The organism is Streptomyces sp. CA189 (assembly GCF_056428985.1).
Map to the genome: position 1 here is coordinate 110,403 of NZ_JBWJVM010000007.1, position 16,995 is coordinate 127,397.

At 71.4% G+C, this 16,995-nt stretch carries 15 protein-coding genes and 2 tRNA genes; 9 read left to right on the forward strand and 8 right to left on the reverse strand.

The features are described 5' to 3' along the window. Window positions 1-14: 14 nt before the first annotated feature. From gyrA to AC061S_RS08355, 5 genes are all read left to right on the forward strand, one after another. Window positions 15-2,630, forward strand: a complete 2,616-nt coding sequence (gyrA, locus tag AC061S_RS08335; protein ID WP_478685192.1) for a DNA gyrase subunit A — start codon at window positions 15-17, stop codon at window positions 2,628-2,630. A gap of 2 nt (window positions 2,631-2,632) precedes the next feature. Beyond that, a complete protein-coding gene (locus AC061S_RS08340; protein WP_478685193.1) occupies window positions 2,633-3,277 on the forward strand; it encodes a DUF3566 domain-containing protein in 645 nt (214 codons plus the stop codon). A 106-nt stretch (window positions 3,278-3,383) separates the two neighbouring features. Further along, window positions 3,384-3,457: transfer RNA gene (locus AC061S_RS08345), tRNA-Ile, on the forward strand. 157 nt (window positions 3,458-3,614) lie between these two features. After that, the gene (locus AC061S_RS08350) at window positions 3,615-3,749 is read left to right on the forward strand and encodes a DLW-39 family protein (protein ID WP_208809277.1); all 135 of its coding nucleotides are present in this window, start codon (window positions 3,615-3,617) and stop codon (window positions 3,747-3,749) included. A 124-nt stretch (window positions 3,750-3,873) separates the two neighbouring features. Continuing rightward, complete coding sequence (locus AC061S_RS08355; protein ID WP_478685194.1) at window positions 3,874-5,193, forward strand: hypothetical protein; 1,320 nt, start codon at window positions 3,874-3,876, stop codon at window positions 5,191-5,193. Here the strand turns inward: AC061S_RS08355 and AC061S_RS08360 are convergent. Continuing rightward, window positions 5,190-6,566 (reverse strand): serine/threonine-protein kinase, encoded by a 1,377-nt coding sequence (locus AC061S_RS08360; RefSeq protein WP_478685195.1) that lies wholly within the window; start codon window positions 6,564-6,566, stop codon window positions 5,190-5,192. The genes AC061S_RS08355 and AC061S_RS08360 overlap by 4 nt on opposite strands. 50 nt (window positions 6,567-6,616) lie before the next feature. Then, the gene (locus AC061S_RS08365; RefSeq protein WP_478685196.1) at window positions 6,617-7,168 is read right to left on the reverse strand and encodes a helix-turn-helix domain-containing protein; all 552 of its coding nucleotides are present in this window, start codon (window positions 7,166-7,168) and stop codon (window positions 6,617-6,619) included. A gap of 160 nt (window positions 7,169-7,328) precedes the next feature. Here AC061S_RS08365 and AC061S_RS08370 point away from each other — a divergent pair. Continuing rightward, a tRNA-Ala gene (locus tag AC061S_RS08370) sits at window positions 7,329-7,401 on the forward strand. Between the two features lie 169 nt (window positions 7,402-7,570). Continuing rightward, complete coding sequence (locus tag AC061S_RS08375) at window positions 7,571-9,334, forward strand: hypothetical protein (RefSeq protein WP_478685197.1); 1,764 nt, start codon at window positions 7,571-7,573, stop codon at window positions 9,332-9,334. Between the two features lie 49 nt (window positions 9,335-9,383). On the opposite strand, the gene AC061S_RS08380 is transcribed toward AC061S_RS08375, so the two are convergent. Next, window positions 9,384-10,727: an aminotransferase-like domain-containing protein gene (locus AC061S_RS08380; RefSeq protein WP_478685198.1), complete on the reverse strand. Its 1,344-nt coding sequence runs from the start codon at window positions 10,725-10,727 to the stop codon at window positions 9,384-9,386. 158 nt (window positions 10,728-10,885) lie between these two features. On the opposite strand from AC061S_RS08380, the gene AC061S_RS08385 reads away from it, so the two are divergent. After that, window positions 10,886-11,533 carry a LysE family translocator gene (locus AC061S_RS08385; RefSeq protein WP_478685199.1) on the forward strand — a complete coding sequence of 216 codons (648 nt, stop codon included), beginning with the start codon at window positions 10,886-10,888 and terminating at the stop codon, window positions 11,531-11,533. 35 nt (window positions 11,534-11,568) lie between these two features. Here AC061S_RS08385 and AC061S_RS08390 read toward each other — a convergent pair whose 3' ends face one another. Both AC061S_RS08390 and AC061S_RS08395 read right to left on the reverse strand, forming a co-directional pair. Further along, window positions 11,569-12,459: a hypothetical protein gene (locus AC061S_RS08390; RefSeq protein WP_478685200.1), complete on the reverse strand. Its 891-nt coding sequence runs from the start codon at window positions 12,457-12,459 to the stop codon at window positions 11,569-11,571. Window positions 12,460-12,461: 2 nt separating this feature from the next. Continuing rightward, window positions 12,462-12,587 (reverse strand): hypothetical protein, encoded by a 126-nt coding sequence (locus AC061S_RS08395; RefSeq protein WP_327305735.1) that lies wholly within the window; start codon window positions 12,585-12,587, stop codon window positions 12,462-12,464. Window positions 12,588-12,832: 245 nt separating this feature from the next. On the opposite strand from AC061S_RS08395, the gene AC061S_RS08400 reads away from it, so the two are divergent. Continuing rightward, complete coding sequence (locus AC061S_RS08400) at window positions 12,833-13,843, forward strand: LuxR C-terminal-related transcriptional regulator (RefSeq protein WP_478685201.1); 1,011 nt, start codon at window positions 12,833-12,835, stop codon at window positions 13,841-13,843. Here AC061S_RS08400 and AC061S_RS08405 read toward each other — a convergent pair. From AC061S_RS08405 to AC061S_RS08415, 3 genes are all read right to left on the reverse strand, one after another. Beyond that, window positions 13,778-14,815: a DMT family transporter gene (locus AC061S_RS08405; RefSeq protein ID WP_478685202.1), complete on the reverse strand. Its 1,038-nt coding sequence runs from the start codon at window positions 14,813-14,815 to the stop codon at window positions 13,778-13,780. The genes AC061S_RS08400 and AC061S_RS08405 overlap by 66 nt on opposite strands. 50 nt (window positions 14,816-14,865) lie before the next feature. Further along, window positions 14,866-15,600, reverse strand: a complete 735-nt coding sequence (locus AC061S_RS08410; protein WP_478685203.1) for a 2OG-Fe dioxygenase family protein — start codon at window positions 15,598-15,600, stop codon at window positions 14,866-14,868. Between the two features lie 62 nt (window positions 15,601-15,662). Beyond that, window positions 15,663-16,868, reverse strand: coding sequence for an argininosuccinate synthase-related protein (locus tag AC061S_RS08415; protein WP_478685204.1), 1,206 nt, complete (start codon window positions 16,866-16,868; stop codon window positions 15,663-15,665). Window positions 16,869-16,995: the final 127 nt, after the last annotated feature.

Consider the following 16,995-nt stretch of genomic DNA (forward strand, 5'->3'; position numbering starts at 1 on the left):
ACTTCTGACCAGCAATGGCCGACGAAATCACCCCCACCGCCGCGGAATCCGCGGAGGAGCAGCCCGTCGTACGCATCGAGCCCGTCGGGCTCGAGACGGAGATGCAGCGCTCCTACCTCGACTACGCGATGTCCGTCATCGTCTCCCGCGCGCTGCCCGACGTACGGGACGGCCTCAAGCCGGTCCACCGCCGTGTGCTGTACGCGATGTACGACGGCGGCTACCGGCCCGAGAAGGGCTTCTACAAGTGCGCCCGCGTCGTCGGCGACGTCATGGGTACGTACCACCCGCACGGTGACTCCTCGATCTACGACGCCCTGGTCCGCCTGGCCCAGCCGTGGTCGCTGCGCATGCCGCTCGTGGACTCCAACGGCAACTTCGGCTCCCCGGGCAACGACCCGGCGGCCGCGATGCGCTACACCGAGTGCAAGCTCATGCCGCTGGCCATGGAGATGCTCCGGGACATCGACGAGGAGACCGTCGACTTCACGGACAACTACGACGGCCGCAACCAGGAGCCCACGGTCCTGCCGGCGCGGTTCCCGAACCTGCTGATCAACGGCTCCGCCGGCATCGCGGTCGGCATGGCCACCAACATCCCGCCGCACAACCTGCGCGAGGTCGCGGCCGGCGCCCAGTGGGCGCTGGAGCACCCGGAGGCCTCGCACGAGGAGCTCCAGGACGCGCTCATCGAGCGGATCAAGGGCCCGGACTTCCCGTCGGGCGCCCTGGTCGTGGGCCGCAAGGGCATCGAGGAGGCGTACCGGACCGGTCGCGGCTCCATCACGATGCGCGCGGTGGTCGAGGTCGAGGAGATCCAGAACCGCCAGTGCCTGGTGGTCACGGAGCTTCCGTACCAGACCAACCCCGACAACCTGGCGCAGAAGATCGCCGACCTGGTGAAGGACGGCAAGGTCGGCGGCATCGCCGACGTCCGCGACGAGACCTCGTCCCGGACCGGCCAGCGCCTGGTGATCGTCCTCAAGCGCGACGCCGTCGCCAAGGTCGTGCTGAACAACCTCTACAAGCACACCGACCTGCAGACGAACTTCGGCGCGAACATGCTGGCGCTGGTGGACGGCGTGCCGCGCACGCTGTCGATCGACGCCTTCATCCGCCACTGGGTGACGCACCAGATCGAGGTCATCGTCCGGCGCACGAAGTTCCGCCTGCGCAAGGCGGAGGAGCGCGCCCACATCCTGCGCGGTCTGCTCAAGGCGCTGGACGCGATCGACGAGGTCATCGCGCTGATCCGGCGCAGCAACACGGTCGAGATCGCCCGCGAGGGCCTGATGGGCCTGCTGTCGATCGACGAGATCCAGGCGAACGCGATCCTGGAGATGCAGCTCCGCCGCCTCGCGGCCCTGGAGCGGCAGAAGATCGTCGCCGAGCACGACGAACTCCAGGCGAAGATCAACGAGTACAACGCGATCCTGGCCTCCGAGGAGCGCCAGCGCCAGATCGTCAGCGAGGAACTGGCGGCCATCGTCGAGAAGTTCGGCGACGACCGGCGTTCCAAGCTGGTGCCCTTCGACGGCGACATGTCCATGGAGGACCTGATCGCCGAAGAGGACATCGTCGTCACGATCACCCACGGCGGGTACGTCAAGCGCACCAAGACCGAGGACTACCGCTCGCAGAAGCGCGGCGGCAAGGGCGTGCGCGGCACGAAGCTGAAGCAGGACGACCTCGTCGACCACTTCTTCGTGTCCACCACGCACCACTGGCTGCTGTTCTTCACGAACAAGGGCCGCGTCTACCGCTCCAAGGCGTACGAGCTGCCGGACGCCGGCCGTGACGCCCGCGGGCAGCACGTGGCGAACCTGCTGGCCTTCCAGCCGGACGAGAAGATCGCCCAGATCCTCGCGATCCGCGACTACGAGATCGCCCCGTACCTGATCCTGGCCACCAAGGGCGGCCTGGTGAAGAAGACGGCGCTCAAGGACTACGACTCTCCCCGTTCGGGTGGCGTCATCGCGATCAACCTCCGGGAGACGGAGGACGGCAGCGACGACGAGCTGATCGGCGCCGAGCTGGTGTCCGCCGAGGACGACCTGCTGCTCATCAGCAAGAAGGCGCAGTCGATCCGCTTCACGGCGACCGACGACGCGCTGCGCCCGATGGGCCGCGCCACCTCGGGCGTGAAGGGCATGAGTTTCCGCGGAGGGGACGAACTGCTCTCCATGAGCGTGGTCCGGCCCGGTACGTTCGTCTTCACCGCGACCGACGGCGGCTACGCCAAGCGGACGCCGGTGGACGAGTACCGCGTCCAGGGCCGTGGCGGCCTGGGCATCAAGGCCGCGAAGATCGTGGAGGACCGCGGCTCGCTCGTCGGGGCGCTCGTGGTGGATGAAACGGACGAAATCCTCGCCATCACGCTCAGCGGTGGTGTGATTCGTACGCGCGTCAACGAAGTACGGGAGACCGGCCGTGACACCATGGGCGTCCAGCTGATCAACCTGGGCAAGCGGGATGCCGTCGTCGGCATCGCCCGCAACGCGGAGGCCGGTCAGGAAACTGACGAGGTCGACGACAGCGAGAACGAGATCGGGACCGAGGCGGCCGTCGAAGGACAGGCCGTCGAGGCCGCCGGGGGCACGGAGCCCTCGGCTGGGGAGCACGAGGAGTAAGCGTGAGCGGAGCCACGGGCGCCGGACCGGCCAACACTGGAGCGAACGGTGCCCGTGGCCCCGCCGCGGACTCCCAGGGGGGAACCGTGACGGACACCCGAGGACCGCAGCCGCCTCAGTCGCCTCAGGCGCATCAGACTCAGGCGGGGGCCGGCCCTCAGCCGCCGTACCACCCGCCGCAGGCGTACTCGGTGCCCCCGGGCCCCGGGGCGCCGCGCGGGGCGGGCGACCCCGGCGCGCAGCGCAAGCCGCGCACGGGGGCCCGTATGGCGCCCAGGACGCGCAAGGCGCGGCTCCGGGTGGCCAAGGCCGACCCGTGGTCGGTGATGAAGGTCAGCTTCCTGCTGTCGATCGCGCTGGGCGTGTGCACGATCGTCGCGTCGGTGGTGCTGTGGATGGTCATGGACGCCATGGGCATCTTCTCCAGCGTCGGCGGCACGATCAGTGAGGCGACCGGCTCGAACGAGAGCAACGGCTTCGACCTCCAGACCTTCCTGTCGCTGCCGCGCGTCCTGATGTTCACGACGGTGATCTCGGTCATCGACGTGGTGCTCATGACGGCGCTGGCGACCCTGGGCGCGTTCATCTACAACCTGTCGGCGGGCTTCGTCGGCGGTGTGGAGCTGACGCTCGCCGAGGACGAGTAGGCCTCCGAGGACGGGGCGGATGACCTGCGCAGACGGGCCGCCGCTATCGATTTTGGAGTCACCGGGTCTGTGCGCTAACCTTCAGAAGTCAGCGCGCAGCGCGGATGGGGCTATAGCTCAGTTGGTTAGAGCGCATCCCTGATAAGGATGAGGCCACAGGTTCAAATCCTGTTAGCCCCACAGTGTCGAAGACCCCCAGGCCCATGGCCTGGGGGTCTTTGTCGTTGGGCCAGTTGGTGGATCAGTTGATGGGCCGGTAGGTCACCGATCGGTATCGGTCGGTGTGTATTGTTGGGCGCCAGAAGTCCCCTACGTCAACGAAAGACGAGGTCGCGCGGTGAAGAAGCTGCTCCTGGTCGCACTGGCCGCCATCGGCGGGCTCCTCGTGTACCGCCAGATCCAGGCGGACCGCGCAGAGCAGGACCTGTGGACGGAGGCAACTGACTCCGTGCCTTCTGGTTCCGGTGTGTGAGACCCGAGGTTGATCCCAGAGCCCCGACTGCCGCTGCGGTCGGGGCTTTGTGCTGCTCTGTGACGAAATATTGCAATATGCAAAGAACTTGCTTGCGTTGGCAAACTCGGGGTGGGTGCGTGTGATGGGTGGGGTACGTCGGGTACGGACGACCGCTGCGGCGGCGATGGCCGCCCTCGGGCTGCTCGCGGCGCTGCCGGGGGCCGCGGTCGCGGAGGGGACCCCGCAGCCGGTGCCCGCCTACCGGGGCGCCGACGGGGCGCAGGCGGTCGAGGGGAAGCCGTCCACGGCCGGTGCCCCGGAGCTGAAGGCCGGCTCGGTCTACAAGGACTCGATCGCTCCGGGGGAGCGGTACTACCGGCTCAACCTCGACGACCGCTCGACCGTGTACGTCTCCGGCGTGCTCCAGCCCCCGGGCGGCGCCAAGGTGGGCTACAGCGACGTCCTGGAAGTGGACGTCCTCACCATCGAGAACCGCTCCTGCATGGGCAGCCCCGGGCGGGTGGGCTTCGGCTACGACCCCGTCCCCGTCAGCGCCGTGGGAGCCCGGGTCAGGCAGGAGGACGCCGCCTGTCAGGGCGGCGGCACCTACTACGTCAAGGTCACGCGCGAGACGGCCAAGGACGGCGACCCGGCGGCCTGGCCCCTGGAGCTGCGGGTTCAGCGCGAGCCGGAGCTCGGCGGCAGCAACGCGCCCGCCGCCGCCCCCAGCGTCTGGCCCTCCGCCTCCCCGACCCTGCCCGGCAGCGATGCGGCGCCGCGCACGGGCGGGACCGGCTTCAACGACGCGCGGGCCCTGGACAGCGGCGTCTGGAGCGACGAACTGCGCCCCGGCCAGACCCTCTACTACCGGGTGCCGCTCGACTGGGGACAGCAGTTGGGCCTCGCGGCCGAGCTCTCCGCCGGCCAGCTGACGAAGGACTCCGGGTACGCCTCGCCCGGGCTCTCCGTCTCGCTGTACAGCCCGTACCGGTCGCTGATCGACGGCGAGGACGCCTCGTATGACGGGAAGCAGGCGGGGCTCACCCTGCCGCGGACTCCGCCGGTGGCCTACGAGAACCGCTTCGCCTCCGACCGGAAGGTCGGGGCGGTCCGGGTGGCCGGCTGGTACTACGTCGCGGTGACCATGGCGGGGAAGGTCGGGGAGTTCACCAAGGAGGCGGTGCCCGTCCCGCTGACCCTGCGCACGCAGATCATCGGAGCTCCGGGCAAGGCCCCGGCGTACGCGGAGGACCTCGCGGCCGGCGGGTTCGGGGTGGGGGCGGGGGACCGCACCGCCGCCAAGGAGGGCACCACGGCGGTGGAGGCCGATGCCGTCGCCGCGAACCGGTCGGTGATGCGGGTGGTCGCGGGCGCCGGCTTCGGCACGGGGACGGTGCTGCTGCTCGTCCTGGGCGGCTGGATCCTGCTGTCCCGGCGGCGTTCCGCCCAGGACGCGACCTAGAGCTGGGTCAGCGCCCAGACTCCGACGGCGAAGCACAGCACGGCGGCGAGCAGGATCCCGGCGGTGACCTTCGGGGGCGGCGGCGCGAGCGTGCTCGTGCGGGGTGTGGCGGGCGTGTGCGCGGGCTGCTGGTACGGATGCGCGTAGGGGGTCGTCGGCGTCGTCGGCGTCGTCTGAGGCGTATGCGGCGTATCCGGCGTCGGGGCGGCGGCGAGGAGGGGCGGCGGGAGGTGGAAGCTGCCCGTCTCCGAGGGCCCGAAGACCCCGAGGGGAGTGGTGACGGGGGTGCGGGCGTCGTCGGGCTGCGCGGGCACGGTGACGGCCGGGGCCGCGTGGGGGGCCGTGGGCGGGGTCTCGTACGGAGCTTGGTATGGGGCTTGGTATGGGGCTTGGTACCGGGCTTCGTGCGCGGCCCGGTGCTCGGTTTGGTGCGCGTCGGTGTCCGCGTCAGTGGCCGGCTGTGACGGTCGCGGTCCCTGGGGCCCTCGGGGCTCTTGGGGCGTGAAACCGGCGGGCACCGGGCCCAGTTGGTCGAACACCTCGACCACCCCGACCGGATCTCCGTCCTGGCCGGGCGGCGGCAGCAGCTCCACGGCCTCGGCGAGGGCCCTGCGCGCCCCGGTGGCCGTCTGGAACCTGCTGCGGGGGTCCGGCTGCAGCAGCGCGGCCAGGACGTCCCACAGCGGCGCGGGAACGCCCTCCGGGGCGCCGGGGGTGCCGTGGGTGAAGAACTGCTCCACGAGGGCCTGGGAGTCGGGCTTGGCGCCCTTGAGGAGGTAGAGGCCGACCAGTCCGACGGCGAACAGGTCGGCGGTGAAGTCGGGTTCGGAGCCGAGGAGTTGTTCGGGCGCGAGATAGCCCGGCGTGCCGACCACGTAGGCGGTCTCGGTCAGCCGGGGCTCGCCCTTGCGCATGGCGATGCCGAAGTCGGACAGCCGCAGGTGCGGCCGCCCGGTTCCAGTGGCCTCCATCAGGATGTTGGCCGGTTTGATGTCGCGGTGGACGACACCCTCCGCATGCACCGCCGCCAGCCCCGACAGGAGCTGGTCGAGCAGCGTGCACACGAACCGGGGCGGCAGGGCCCCGTAGTCCCCGATCACATGGGCGAGCGAACCTCCGGCGACGAGGTCCATGGTGAAGAGGACCTTGTCGTCGTCCGCCGCCCAACTGGCCGGGGCCAGCACGTGCGGGTGATCGATCCGCAGCGCCTGCTCGCGGACGAACCGCAGCAGGGTGTGGGCATCGCTCTGCAGGAGGACCTTCGCTGCGACGTACCGGCGGCGCCGGTGGTCCCAGGCACGCCATACGGCGCCGGCGCCGCCACGCCCGATCGGGTCGATCAGTTCGTACCGGCCGGCGAAGATCTCACCCATTGCTGCGCCCGTCCCCCGTCGTCAGCTGTGTCTGTCGCGTGCGTTGCGTGTCAGTTCTGGTGCGATTCGTAGTGCGCGACGGCGTCGGAGGTGCGGCCCGCTCCGTACACCCGGAGGAACTCTGCCAGTTCCGGGTGGGTCGGGGCGAGGGTGTCCGCCGCGTCGATGATGTCGCCGGCTGCGGAGACCGAGCGCAGCAGCGACTGGATCTCGCGTACGACGCGCTTGACGGTGGGTGCGCCGGAACCGGTGGCGGCCTGGCTGGTGCTGTTGCTGAGGACGGAACCTCCCTGGGTCTTCTTGATCTCGTCCATCCGGTCGGTCGCCTCTCCCGCGCTGACGCTCCCGTCGGCCACCTGGCCGGCGAGGTCCTGGAGAGCCTGAACCCGCTGGACCACGGCGGGGTTGCCGATCTTGGCCCGCTGACCGCTCATCAGCTGGGACAGCATCGGCGCCGACAGTCCGAGGACGGCAGCGAGGCGGGCCTGGTTCAAACCGAGGTCATCTATGAGCCGGCGGAAGAGCGCGCCGAGCGGCTCCCCGTACCAACTCCGCTGGAGTTCCCTGGCTCTGGCGGTCGCCTCTTGCTGTACTGCGTCCACTCTTACTACTCCCCTTCGCTGGTGCGAACCTCGCGAGCATCTTACGGAGAGTGGTCGCGGGGCGGGAGTCCCTATCATTTTGCGGGATGAGGGGGTACACCCGGTACTCTGTCCTACGGAACGGTCACCCCCTCCCCGGAGGACGGCCGTGCCCGCATACGGGGCCTTAGCTCAGTTGGTAGAGCGCTGCCTTTGCAAGGCAGATGTCAGGAGTTCGAATCTCCTAGGCTCCACATTCGTTAGACCCCCTTGACCTGCGGAAACGTAGGTCAAGGGGGTCTTTCGCCGTCGTGGCGGGACGGAGTGGGCCACGGAGGGGGAGCCGGGGCCTGCCCGAGGTCGTGGTGGGCAGAACAGTCCATTTCACCCCGCGCTGTGGGGGCCCCGCTCTACAGTGGCGGCGTGAACGACCTTCCCGACCCGCGGTCGGTTCTTGAAGATCTTGGCAAGCTCGTTCCGGGAATCGTCCCGAACCCCGGGGCCGACCCCGACCTCATCGTGATCGGTGAACGCTATTGGGCCCTGGCGGGCTTCTCCCCGGAGTTCGGTACACCCGTGTGGTGCGAGAAGGCCAAGGACATCGACACTGCGGGGTGGGGGCACCAGATCTATGCCGTCGCGGCGGCCGGTGTGCGCGCCGTGGTCCCGGGGCGGACGTGTCCCGACTGCGCGGGGCCGCTGAGCCTCACGTCGCGGACCGCCTTCCAGCAGGTGTGCGCCGGTCGGGATTCCGCCTGTGTGGAGTGCACGGAGTGGCTGCTTTCCGCGGTGCGCCTGGTCCTCGATCCGGCTCGCAAGGAGAAGAGGGAGGACGGCAGAGCCAGGACGCGGCATCAGGAGGTCCTTCACGACACCGGCGCCGCGTGGGCCGAGGCTCAGAAGGAGGCTGTCGCGCGGCGCTATGCGACCGTCTTCCCCGCCGTGCGCACGGGACCGCTCTCCGCACCGGTCAAGGACATGGTCGGGACCCTGGCACTGCTGAGGTACGCCTCCTCGACCTCGCCGATCGCCGATGTCGGAGAGTGGCCCGAGCCGCTGTACCCGGACAGGGGAGCGGTCGGCGACTTACTGGGATCGCTTCTCGGGGCCGGGCTGCTGAAGATTCATCCCACGAGCCCCGCCGAGGCGTTCGTCTGGGCCCCGGACGGTTTCGAGCACGCACTGCGGGAGGCCGGAGGCGATCTGGACGCCGTTGCCACGCCTGAACTCACCGGCGGCTTCCATCCGCTGAGGGTGCGGTACTACGCCCCCTTCGGCACGAGCCCGGATGGGGCGGCCGACCAGCTCGACGCCGAGCTCGCCACTGCACTGACTCCGGCCCTCATGAGCGCGGCGCAGCACGACGAACTGCTGGAGTTCGCGCGGGAACTGATCGCGGAGGAGGCGCTCCGCTACTTCACCAACCGGCTCGAGGAGCTGAACCTGCCTCCGGTTCCGGAGAACCACGGCGCCCGGCTCAGCGACACCGCCTACAAGGTCGCCGCACACCGGTCCCTCGGTGAGATCTACAGCCTGGTGTGGCGCGCGACGCGTGCCGCGGCCGAGGGAGCCCAGACGAACCCCCTGGCTCCCCGGGCACACATGAGCACCTACGCGGTCAACCGGTTCGAGGACGACGGCCACCGAGCAGTCGCCGATCCCTCATGGGAACTCAAGCCGTTCAGTGCCATTTCGGGGAACGGGCCGGCAGCGATGACCCGTGCGCTGTTCTACGGGGTTCTCGATCTCAACCCCATCGACACCAGCCTTCCGCGGCTCAGGGAGGCGCTGCCGCTTCCCGTCACGCCGCCTGCCGTCACGGCCGGGGTGACCGCCACCGGCCACGACGGGCTGACGGCCGTCGTCGCCTGGCTCCATGCCCATGCGGATGCCTGGGACCCGCTCAGGGTCCCCGCCGAACTCGGGCTCCTTGAGCAGGCTCGGGAAGAGGCTCCCGACTGGCACTTCGAGGGAAAGATCATCGCGCGGGACGCCGCCAGGCTCCACCGGCTGTACTCACGGCTGGCTCCGGCCCTCGGGGCGAAGGAGGCGGCTCTGGCGGTACTGGCGGCCACCGGCATGCTCGTGCATCCGGTGACCCGGGACGGGGCCACGGTCACCAGTGGGGAATGGATCCTGGACGTACTCGGCGCCCTGCTCCTCGACGGCTCGGACGGCGGCCCCTGAGGGCATCGGTCAGCTGGCCAGCTGGCCAGCCGGCCAGCCGGTCAGTCGGTCAGTCGGTGACGAGGTCGTCCGGGGCGGACCGGGCGAGTTCGGCCAGGGTGTCCAGGGCCTGGACGAGGACGTCGGCCCGTGGCGAGGCGAGCCCCAGCCGGATGGCGTGTGGGGCGTTGCCGCGGCCTACGGTGAACGCGGCCGCGGGAGCCACTCCGATGCCGTGCCGCGCGGCGGCCGCGACGAAGGCGTCCGCGCGCCACGGGCGGGGCAGCCGCCACCAGCAGTGGAACGAGCGCGGATCGCCCTGTACGTCGAAACCGGCGAGATGACGGGCCGCGAGGCCCTGCCGGACGACGGCTTCCCGCTGCTTGGCCTCGACGAGCGCCTGCACGGTGCCGTCCTGCTGCCAGCGGTGTGCGGACTCCAGGGCGAACCGCATGGGGGTCCAGCCGCCTGAGCGCAGCGACGTACCGATGTCGCCCGTCAGAGAGCCGGGCGCCACGACGAACCCGAGGGTCAGGCCGGGCGCGACGCGCTTGGACAGGCTGTCGAGGAGAACGGTGCGCTCCGGGGCCAGTGCGGCGAGCGGCGGGAGTTCGTCGCGGAGGAAGGCCCAGACGGTGTCCTCGATCGCGGGGATCCCCAGCCGCAGCAGTACCTCGGCCAGCCGTCCCAGGCGCTCCGGGGGCATGGTGAGCGAGAGCGGGTTGTGCAGCGTGGGCTGTACGTACACGGCGCTCAGCGGGCCGCTGCGGTGGGCCTCCTCGACGGCCTCGGGGATCAGCCCGGAACCGTCCATGGCCAGCGGTACGAGCGTGATGCCGAGCCGGGTCGCGACGGCCTTGACGATGGGGTAGGTCAGCGCCTCGACCCCGAGCCGCCCGCCGGGCGGCACCAGGGCGGTGATGACGGCCGCGATGGCCTGGCGGCCGTTGCCGGCGAACAGGACCCGCTCCGCTTCGGGGCGCCAGCCGCCGCGGGCGAGGAGGTCGGCGGCCGACTCCCGGACGCCCGGGAGGCCGGCCGCGCCGACCGGCCGCAGGGCGTCCCCGAGGACGTCGGGCCGCATCAGCCCGGCGAGGCCCTCGGCCAGCAGCGCCGTCTGCTCGGGCACTACCGGGTAGTTGAGTTCCAGGTCGATCCGGCTGCGCGCGGGTTCGGTGAGTGCGGGGGCGACGGGGACGTGGGAGGACTCTGCGCGGACGAAGGTGCCGCGGCCCACTTCGCCCAGGGTGAGGCCCCGGCGGGCGAGTTCCCGGTAGACGCGGGCGGCGGTGGAGCCGGCGATGCCGTACTGCTGGGCGAACTCGCGCTGCGGGGGCAGCTGGTCGCCCGGTCGGAGGATCCCGGTCCGGATCTGGTCGGCCACCGCGTCGGCGACGCTCCGGTAGTCCTTCACGGTGCTTTCCCCTCTGTTCGCGTACGCCCGATCACATCATGGAATTGCACCGAGTGCAATGTTGGGGATTGCCTCGGAATACTCAGAGCAATATGCTCCGAGTATTGCTCCGAGTCGGTCTGAGCCGCTCGGACGACACGGCAGCGAACGGGGTGTCCATGGTTGAACTGAGCGGGGTCCTCGGCGTGATGGTGGTGGCCCTCGGAATGGTGCTCACCCCCGGCCCGAACATGGTCTATCTCGTCTCGCGCAGCATCACGCAGGGCAAGCGCGCCGGGATCACCTCCCTCGGCGGCGTGGCCCTGGGCTTCATGGTGTACCTGCTGGCCGCGAACCTGGGCCTGTCCGTCGTCTTCATCGCCGTCCCCGAGCTGTACCTCGCGGTGAAGCTGGCCGGCGCGGCCTACCTGGCCCACCTCGCCTGGAACGCGCTCAAGCCGGGCGGCCTCTCCGCGTTCTCCCCGCAGGAGGTCCCGCCCGACTCCCCGCGCAAGCTGTTCACGATGGGCCTGATGACGAACCTGCTCAACCCGAAGATCGCCGTCATGTACCTCTCGCTCATCCCGCAGTTCATCGACCTGGGCAGGGGTCACGTCCTTCTGCAGGGCATCGTGCTCGGCTCGATCCAGATCGTGGTCAGCGTCGCGGTCAACCTCGGCATCGTCCTGGCGGCCGGCACCATCGCCGTCTTCCTGGCCCGCCGCCCCTCCTGGCTCAAGGTGCAGCGCTACCTGATGGGTTCGGCCCTCGGCACCCTCGCCTTCACCCTGGCCCTCGACACCTCGGGCCCGGCCCGGCAGCAGTAGCCGGCCGGCGGACGGCGCCCTGGGCGGTGCGTGGGTCAGCGGGGCCCGGGGCGGTGGCACGGCTCGTGGAGCCGGCGCAGTTCGTGGAGCCGGGAGATGCGCCAGCCCTCGCCCAGGGGGGCGCCCCGGGGGGTCAGGAGGACGCCCGAGTTCGCCCGTACCGCTTCGGTCAGTGCCGGGCCGCGCAGGTCCGGGGAGGCGCTGAGGGTCCGGGCGAGGGCCCCGACCGCGCTGTCGGCCCGGCGCACCGCGCAGGACTGCGCGTGGACGGCCCAGACTTCGAGGCCCGCCGCGTCCGAGTCGAGGCACCCGAAGGTGCCGAGCCCGAAGTCGGCGGGGATCAGGACCGGCCCCCGGGGTGCGGCCGCGCGGGCGAGGCGCAGGCAGAGTTCCTGGGGGGCCAGCACCGCGAGGACGTCCCCCGCGCCGGTGCCGGCGCCCGCGCCCGCGGACGGGGAGGGGGACGGGGAAGGGGATGCGGCGAGGCCGGCCGTGGCGGCCTCACCGGCGACCCGGCGGGCCAGGTCCGTCCACCGCGGACTTCCGTCGTGCAGGGTCGAAAGAGAGGCCGCCCCCAGTGCGGCCGCTCCCTCGACGATCGAACGCGTCAGGGCCTCCTCGTCGGGGGCCCAGCCCAGCGCGGTGGCCTCCGGCGGCAGGAAGGGCAGCAGGCAGGTCAGTCCCGCTGCCCCGTAGGCCACGGCCGCGGTCCGGCCGCGGGCCGGGTCGCTGTGCCCGACCACCGCCGTGTAACCGCCGGCCACGACCTCTTCCACGACCCCCGCGGTCTCGTCGTGCACGCGCCAGTCGGCCGCCGCGGGGTGCTCGGCCTTCGCCCGCTCGATCCCGCCGAGGAGCACCGCCCCCCAGGCGGCCCGGGGGCCGGTCAGCGGGGCGACGACCGCGACTTCCGGTCGCCTCGTCATGGTCAGCCCCAGATGAAGGAGTCGGTCGAGGCAGCCGCCGGCTGCTCCGCGGCGAGGGCCGCGGGGGCTCCGCCGAGGACGAAGGCGGCGGCGATCACGGCGAGCAGAGCGGTGCGGACACGAGACATGGAGAACCCCCGGAAGACGTGTGATGTGGTGTGGGACCAGCATGCTGCGGGGGCTTCGGCGGTGGCTACGGATGCGAAGTTCCGGGACCGGCCATGGCCAGGGGCGGACACGGCGGGCGGCCCGGAAGCCGCTCCCACCTCTGTGGATGTCCGTATGTCGGACCCCGCTGGCCGTAGTTCGGACCCCTTCTTAGGATCGCGGGTGCGAACCGCGGGGAACGGTTCGCACAAGCCGAGGGGGCGGTGTGGACGTACGGGCCAAGGCTCAGGAGCTGTACCGGATCGCACTGGACGACGCGTCCTGGCGGCCGGAGCACGTCACCGTCGAACGGGGCTGGACGGATCCGGAGTTCGCCGAGGCCCTGCGCCTGCTCAACCGGCTCGGGCTGTTCGTCCCCTCGCCCGAGACCCGCAACGGCTGGACGGCGCTGGCCCCGGACACGGCGCTGCGCAACCTCCTGCTGGAGGAGGAGCAGCACACGGGGGCCCTGCTCTCGGCCGTGCAGCAGACCCGGGCCGCGCTGGCCCAGGTCGTCACGGACTTCCAGCCGGTGCACGCCCGGGAGCTGTCCTCCGTACAGATGGAGGTGGTCACCGGCGCCGCCAACGTCTCGGCCGCCCTGGAGGACGCCTCGCAGCGGGTCGAGCACGAGGTGCTCTCCCTGCACCCGGGGCGGGCGCTGCCCGCCGAGATGATCGAGGCGGGCCTGGAGCGGGACCGGCTGGCGCTCGGCCGCGGGGTGCAGATCCGTACCATCCACCTGGGTTCGGCGGCCGCCGTGCCGCACATGAGCGCGTACCTGCGCGGGCTGAACGCGGCAGGGGCCCAGGTGCGCACGGCGCACACCCTGCCCCTGCGGCTGATCGTGGTGGACCGCTCCCTGGCCATCGTCCCCGCTCCGGAACCGGTGGACGGGGACATCGCCGCCGTCGTCCTGCGCGGGGAGACGCTGGTCGGCGTCCTGCGCGGGATCTTCGAACACTGCTGGGCGGCCGCCAGTGTGCTGGGCGAGGCGGGTACCGCGGCGAGCACGGCGGCCCCGGGCGGTGAGGGCGGCTGGCAGCCCACCGGCCGCCACCGCGAGCTGCTGCGGATGCTGGAGGGCGGACTGACGGACGAGACGATGGCCCGCAAGCTCGGGGTGTCCGAGCGCACGGTCCGCCGACTCGTCTCCGAGCTGACCGAACGGCTAGGCGCGGCCAGCCGGTTCCAGGCCGGTGTGTGCGCGGTCCGGCTGGGCTGGCTCGACGACTGAGGCGTCCGACGGCGTGCGCCCGGCGGTCGGCGCCGCTGGCTCGGCGGCGGGCTCGGCGGCGGGGCCGGCGGCGGCTGTGCGGCCCCAGGCGGTGCCCGCGAGGACCAGCAGCGCGCCCGCCAGGCCGAGCCAGCCGGGCCGGTCCCCGGCCAGCGCGATGCCGAACACGGCGGCCCACACGGGCTCGGTGCCCAGCAGGAGGCTGACCCGCGAGGGCGAGGTCCGGCGGACGGCCCACATCTGCGTGAAGAAGGCGAAGAGCGTGCAGAACACGGACAGGTAGACCAGCCAGAGCCAGTCGGAGACGTCGAACGCGGCGGCGGCCGCCCAGGGGGTGCCGCCGGTGCCCGGCGCGAAGGACAGCAGGGCGAACACGGTGACCGCGCTGCCGAGCTGGACCGTGGTCATCGACATCGAGTCCGCGCCCTCCACCGACTTCATCCGCGACATCGCGAGGACGTGGACGGTACGGGCGAGGGCCGCGCCCAGCATCAGCAGGTCGCCGAGCGAGGGGGCGGTGAAGCCGGCGCCCTGGGTCAGCAGCAGGACGCCCGCCACCGACAGCCCGGCCGCCGCCATGAACGGGCGCGGCAGCGCGGTCCCGCGGATCCGGCTCTCCGCGATCGGAGTGAAGATCATCGTGAGGCTGATGATGAGCCCCGCGTTGGTCGCCGAGGTGTGCACCACCCCGTAGGTCTCCAGGAGGAAGATCCCGGCGAGGATCAGCCCGAGGACGCCCGCGCCGCGCGCCTGCGCACCGCTGAGGGCCCGCAGCTTGCGCCACCCGGCGATGACGAGCACGGGCAGCGCCACCGCGAACCGCAGCACCAGCACCGCCAGCACGGTCTGGGTGGTGGTGACGCCCTTGGCGGCCAGGTAGCTCGATCCCCACACCACTGCGACCAGCAGTACGGGCAGATCGGTCAGCCAGGCGCGGCGGGCCGCGACGGTGGCGGTGGCGGTGGCGGTCATCGGGACTACTCCTACGGGGTGTGGGGGAGGGGCGAGCGCCGGGAGCGGGCTCAGCGGGCGGTGTAGGCGATGACCAGGACGTCGCGGTGGGCCGTGGCCTCGGGGTCGACGGGCTGCAGCCCGGTCACCGAGTGCAGGGTCCGGCGGTCGTCGCCCAGCAGGAGGTCGCCGGGCTCGGTCAGGGTGGTGGTGAGCAGGTGCTCGCCGGCGTCGGTGTAGACGCCGCTCTCGCCGCCGGTGACGTTGGTGCGGCCGATCATCAGCGAGGTGATGAAGGTGACGCCGTCACGGTGGCGGCCCTCGGGGGCGGGCTGCCCCTCCTGGTCGGCGGAGGCGATGATCCGGTACGGGTGGAGCTTGATGTTCCAGGTCTTCGTGCCGTCGACCGCCGTGAAGATCCGGCCCAGTTCGACCAGGATCGACCGCAGGAGCTGGTCGCCCACGAAAGCGCCGGTCAGCGGGTCGAAGACGCGCTCCACGCCGCCGTTGAGCGGGTTGACGTCCGTCTCCTGCCGGTAGGGCTCGTGGGGGAGCAGGCTGAGCTCGCCGGAGTCCGCGTCGAGTTCGAACTGGCCGTAGCGGCGGAAGCGGTAGGTGCCGCCGTCGGCCATGTGCGTGTCGAGCGTCAGCTCGTCCCAGTGGGCGGCGAACCGGGCCCAGTCGGAGGCGTCGGCGTCGACCAGGTCGGAGAGGGCCCGGGAGGGCATCAGGTGTCCGCCGGGTCCGGCGAGGGCGGCGGTGGCGTCGAGGGCGACGGGATGCGTGGTGGATGCGGCAGTGCTCATGGAAGTGCTCCGTGGAAACGAGGAAGAACGGTCGATACGGGGAAGAGCCGGCCGGAAGGGGCTCAGACGGCCGTGAGCAGGGAGTCGGCGCGGGCGAACGGCGCGGACTCGGCTTCGATCGCCTGCTCTTCCCAGGCCTCGCGGTCCCGCAGGTACAGCGGCTTGACGGCCGTGATGGCCCGCGTGTCCGCCCCGCCGGTCCGCAGCCGCCAGGTCACCGAGCCGGTGGTGCGGGCGGCGCAGGTGTCCATGAACGCCTGGACGGTGAGCCGCAGGTCGCCGAACCAGCGGCCTTCCAGCGCCTCGCGCACCCAGACCTGCTCCAGGTGGCGCTTCTCCCGGATGAGTTCGGCGTCCAGGCAGGCGCTCTCGACGTGCCGGTAACTGCTCAGCAGCAGGTAGGCGCCGGGCATCTCGCGGATCTCCAGCACCTTCTCGCCGTGGTCGAGGTGCTCCAGGCCGGAGTAGCGGCCGAGGCCGTAGGCGCCCACCCGGTGGTTGAGCTGGTCGATCAGGTCGGTGAGCGGCATCGGAACCCCGTCGACGGCGACCGGGAGCCCGCGCTCGATGGAGACCGTCAGGGTCTCGGAGTCGCCGGGCCGCGCGGTGGGGCGGCTCCAGGTGTACATGTCCTCCGGGACGGCGTGGCGCTCCGGGTCGTCGAGGATCCCGGACTCGAACTCGCGGCACCACAGGTTGGAGTCCCCGCTGACGATCCGGCCGGCGAGCAGGTCGATGCCCGCGGACCGCAGCTCGACGAGCTTCTCCTCCCGGGTGACCGGGTCGAGGTCGTACGGGCTGCCGAAGCTTCCCTCCCAGCCGAGCAGGGTCAGCGCGCCGTTGAGCCGGCGCAGGGTGTTCTGCGAGCGGTTCGCGGTGTGCAGGACGGTCTGGGCGCCGAGGGCGCGGGCCAGGTCGACGGCGCTGCGGGCGATGAGCGGGCGGCTGAGGGTGGAGCTGACCGGGTGGATGCCGAGGTAGACGGCCTGGGCGGCGATCGCGGGGGCGACGTACTGGCCGGCGAACTCCTCGCGCCGGTCGAGGATGTGGATGGTCGCGCCGAGCGCCTCCGCCACCTGGCGTTTGTACTGGCTCGACTCGTCCTCGCCGATGTCGACGCTGACGGCGTGCACGTCGCGGACTCCCATGCGGCGCAGGCGCAGCAGCAGGTACGAGCTGTCGAGGCCACCGCTGAACAGGGTGACGACGGGACGGTTCGGGTCCAGGGTGTCGAGCTGCGAGAAGGAACGTATGAGCGGGGACTGCATGGTCTCTCCAACCTTGGCGCGGTTCACAAGAGAGGAGATTTCCGTGCGGCGGACTTCCGGACAATGGATTCCGGCCGTCCGCGCCCGGCCATGACCGGTCCCGGACGAGTCCGGGACCCATCTCCGG

What these genes read in the sequence shown, in the direction of transcription:
- AC061S_RS08385 (WP_478685199.1), top strand. Translation starts at nt 10,886, where the DNA reads ATGGTTGAACTGAGCGGGGTCCTCGGCGTGATGGTGGTGGCCCTCGGA.
- AC061S_RS08405 (WP_478685202.1), bottom strand. Translation starts at nt 14,815, where the DNA reads ATGACCGCCACCGCCACCGCCACCGTCGCGGCCCGCCGCGCCTGGCTG.
- gyrA (WP_478685192.1), top strand. Translation starts at nt 15, where the DNA reads ATGGCCGACGAAATCACCCCCACCGCCGCGGAATCCGCGGAGGAGCAG.
- AC061S_RS08395 (WP_327305735.1), bottom strand. Translation starts at nt 12,587, where the DNA reads ATGTCTCGTGTCCGCACCGCTCTGCTCGCCGTGATCGCCGCCGCCTTC.
- AC061S_RS08410 (WP_478685203.1), bottom strand. Translation starts at nt 15,600, where the DNA reads ATGAGCACTGCCGCATCCACCACGCATCCCGTCGCCCTCGACGCCACC.
- AC061S_RS08355 (WP_478685194.1), top strand. Translation starts at nt 3,874, where the DNA reads ATGGGTGGGGTACGTCGGGTACGGACGACCGCTGCGGCGGCGATGGCC.
- AC061S_RS08360 (WP_478685195.1), bottom strand. Translation starts at nt 6,566, where the DNA reads ATGGGTGAGATCTTCGCCGGCCGGTACGAACTGATCGACCCGATCGGG.
- AC061S_RS08415 (WP_478685204.1), bottom strand. Translation starts at nt 16,868, where the DNA reads ATGCAGTCCCCGCTCATACGTTCCTTCTCGCAGCTCGACACCCTGGAC.
- AC061S_RS08390 (WP_478685200.1), bottom strand. Translation starts at nt 12,459, where the DNA reads ATGACGAGGCGACCGGAAGTCGCGGTCGTCGCCCCGCTGACCGGCCCC.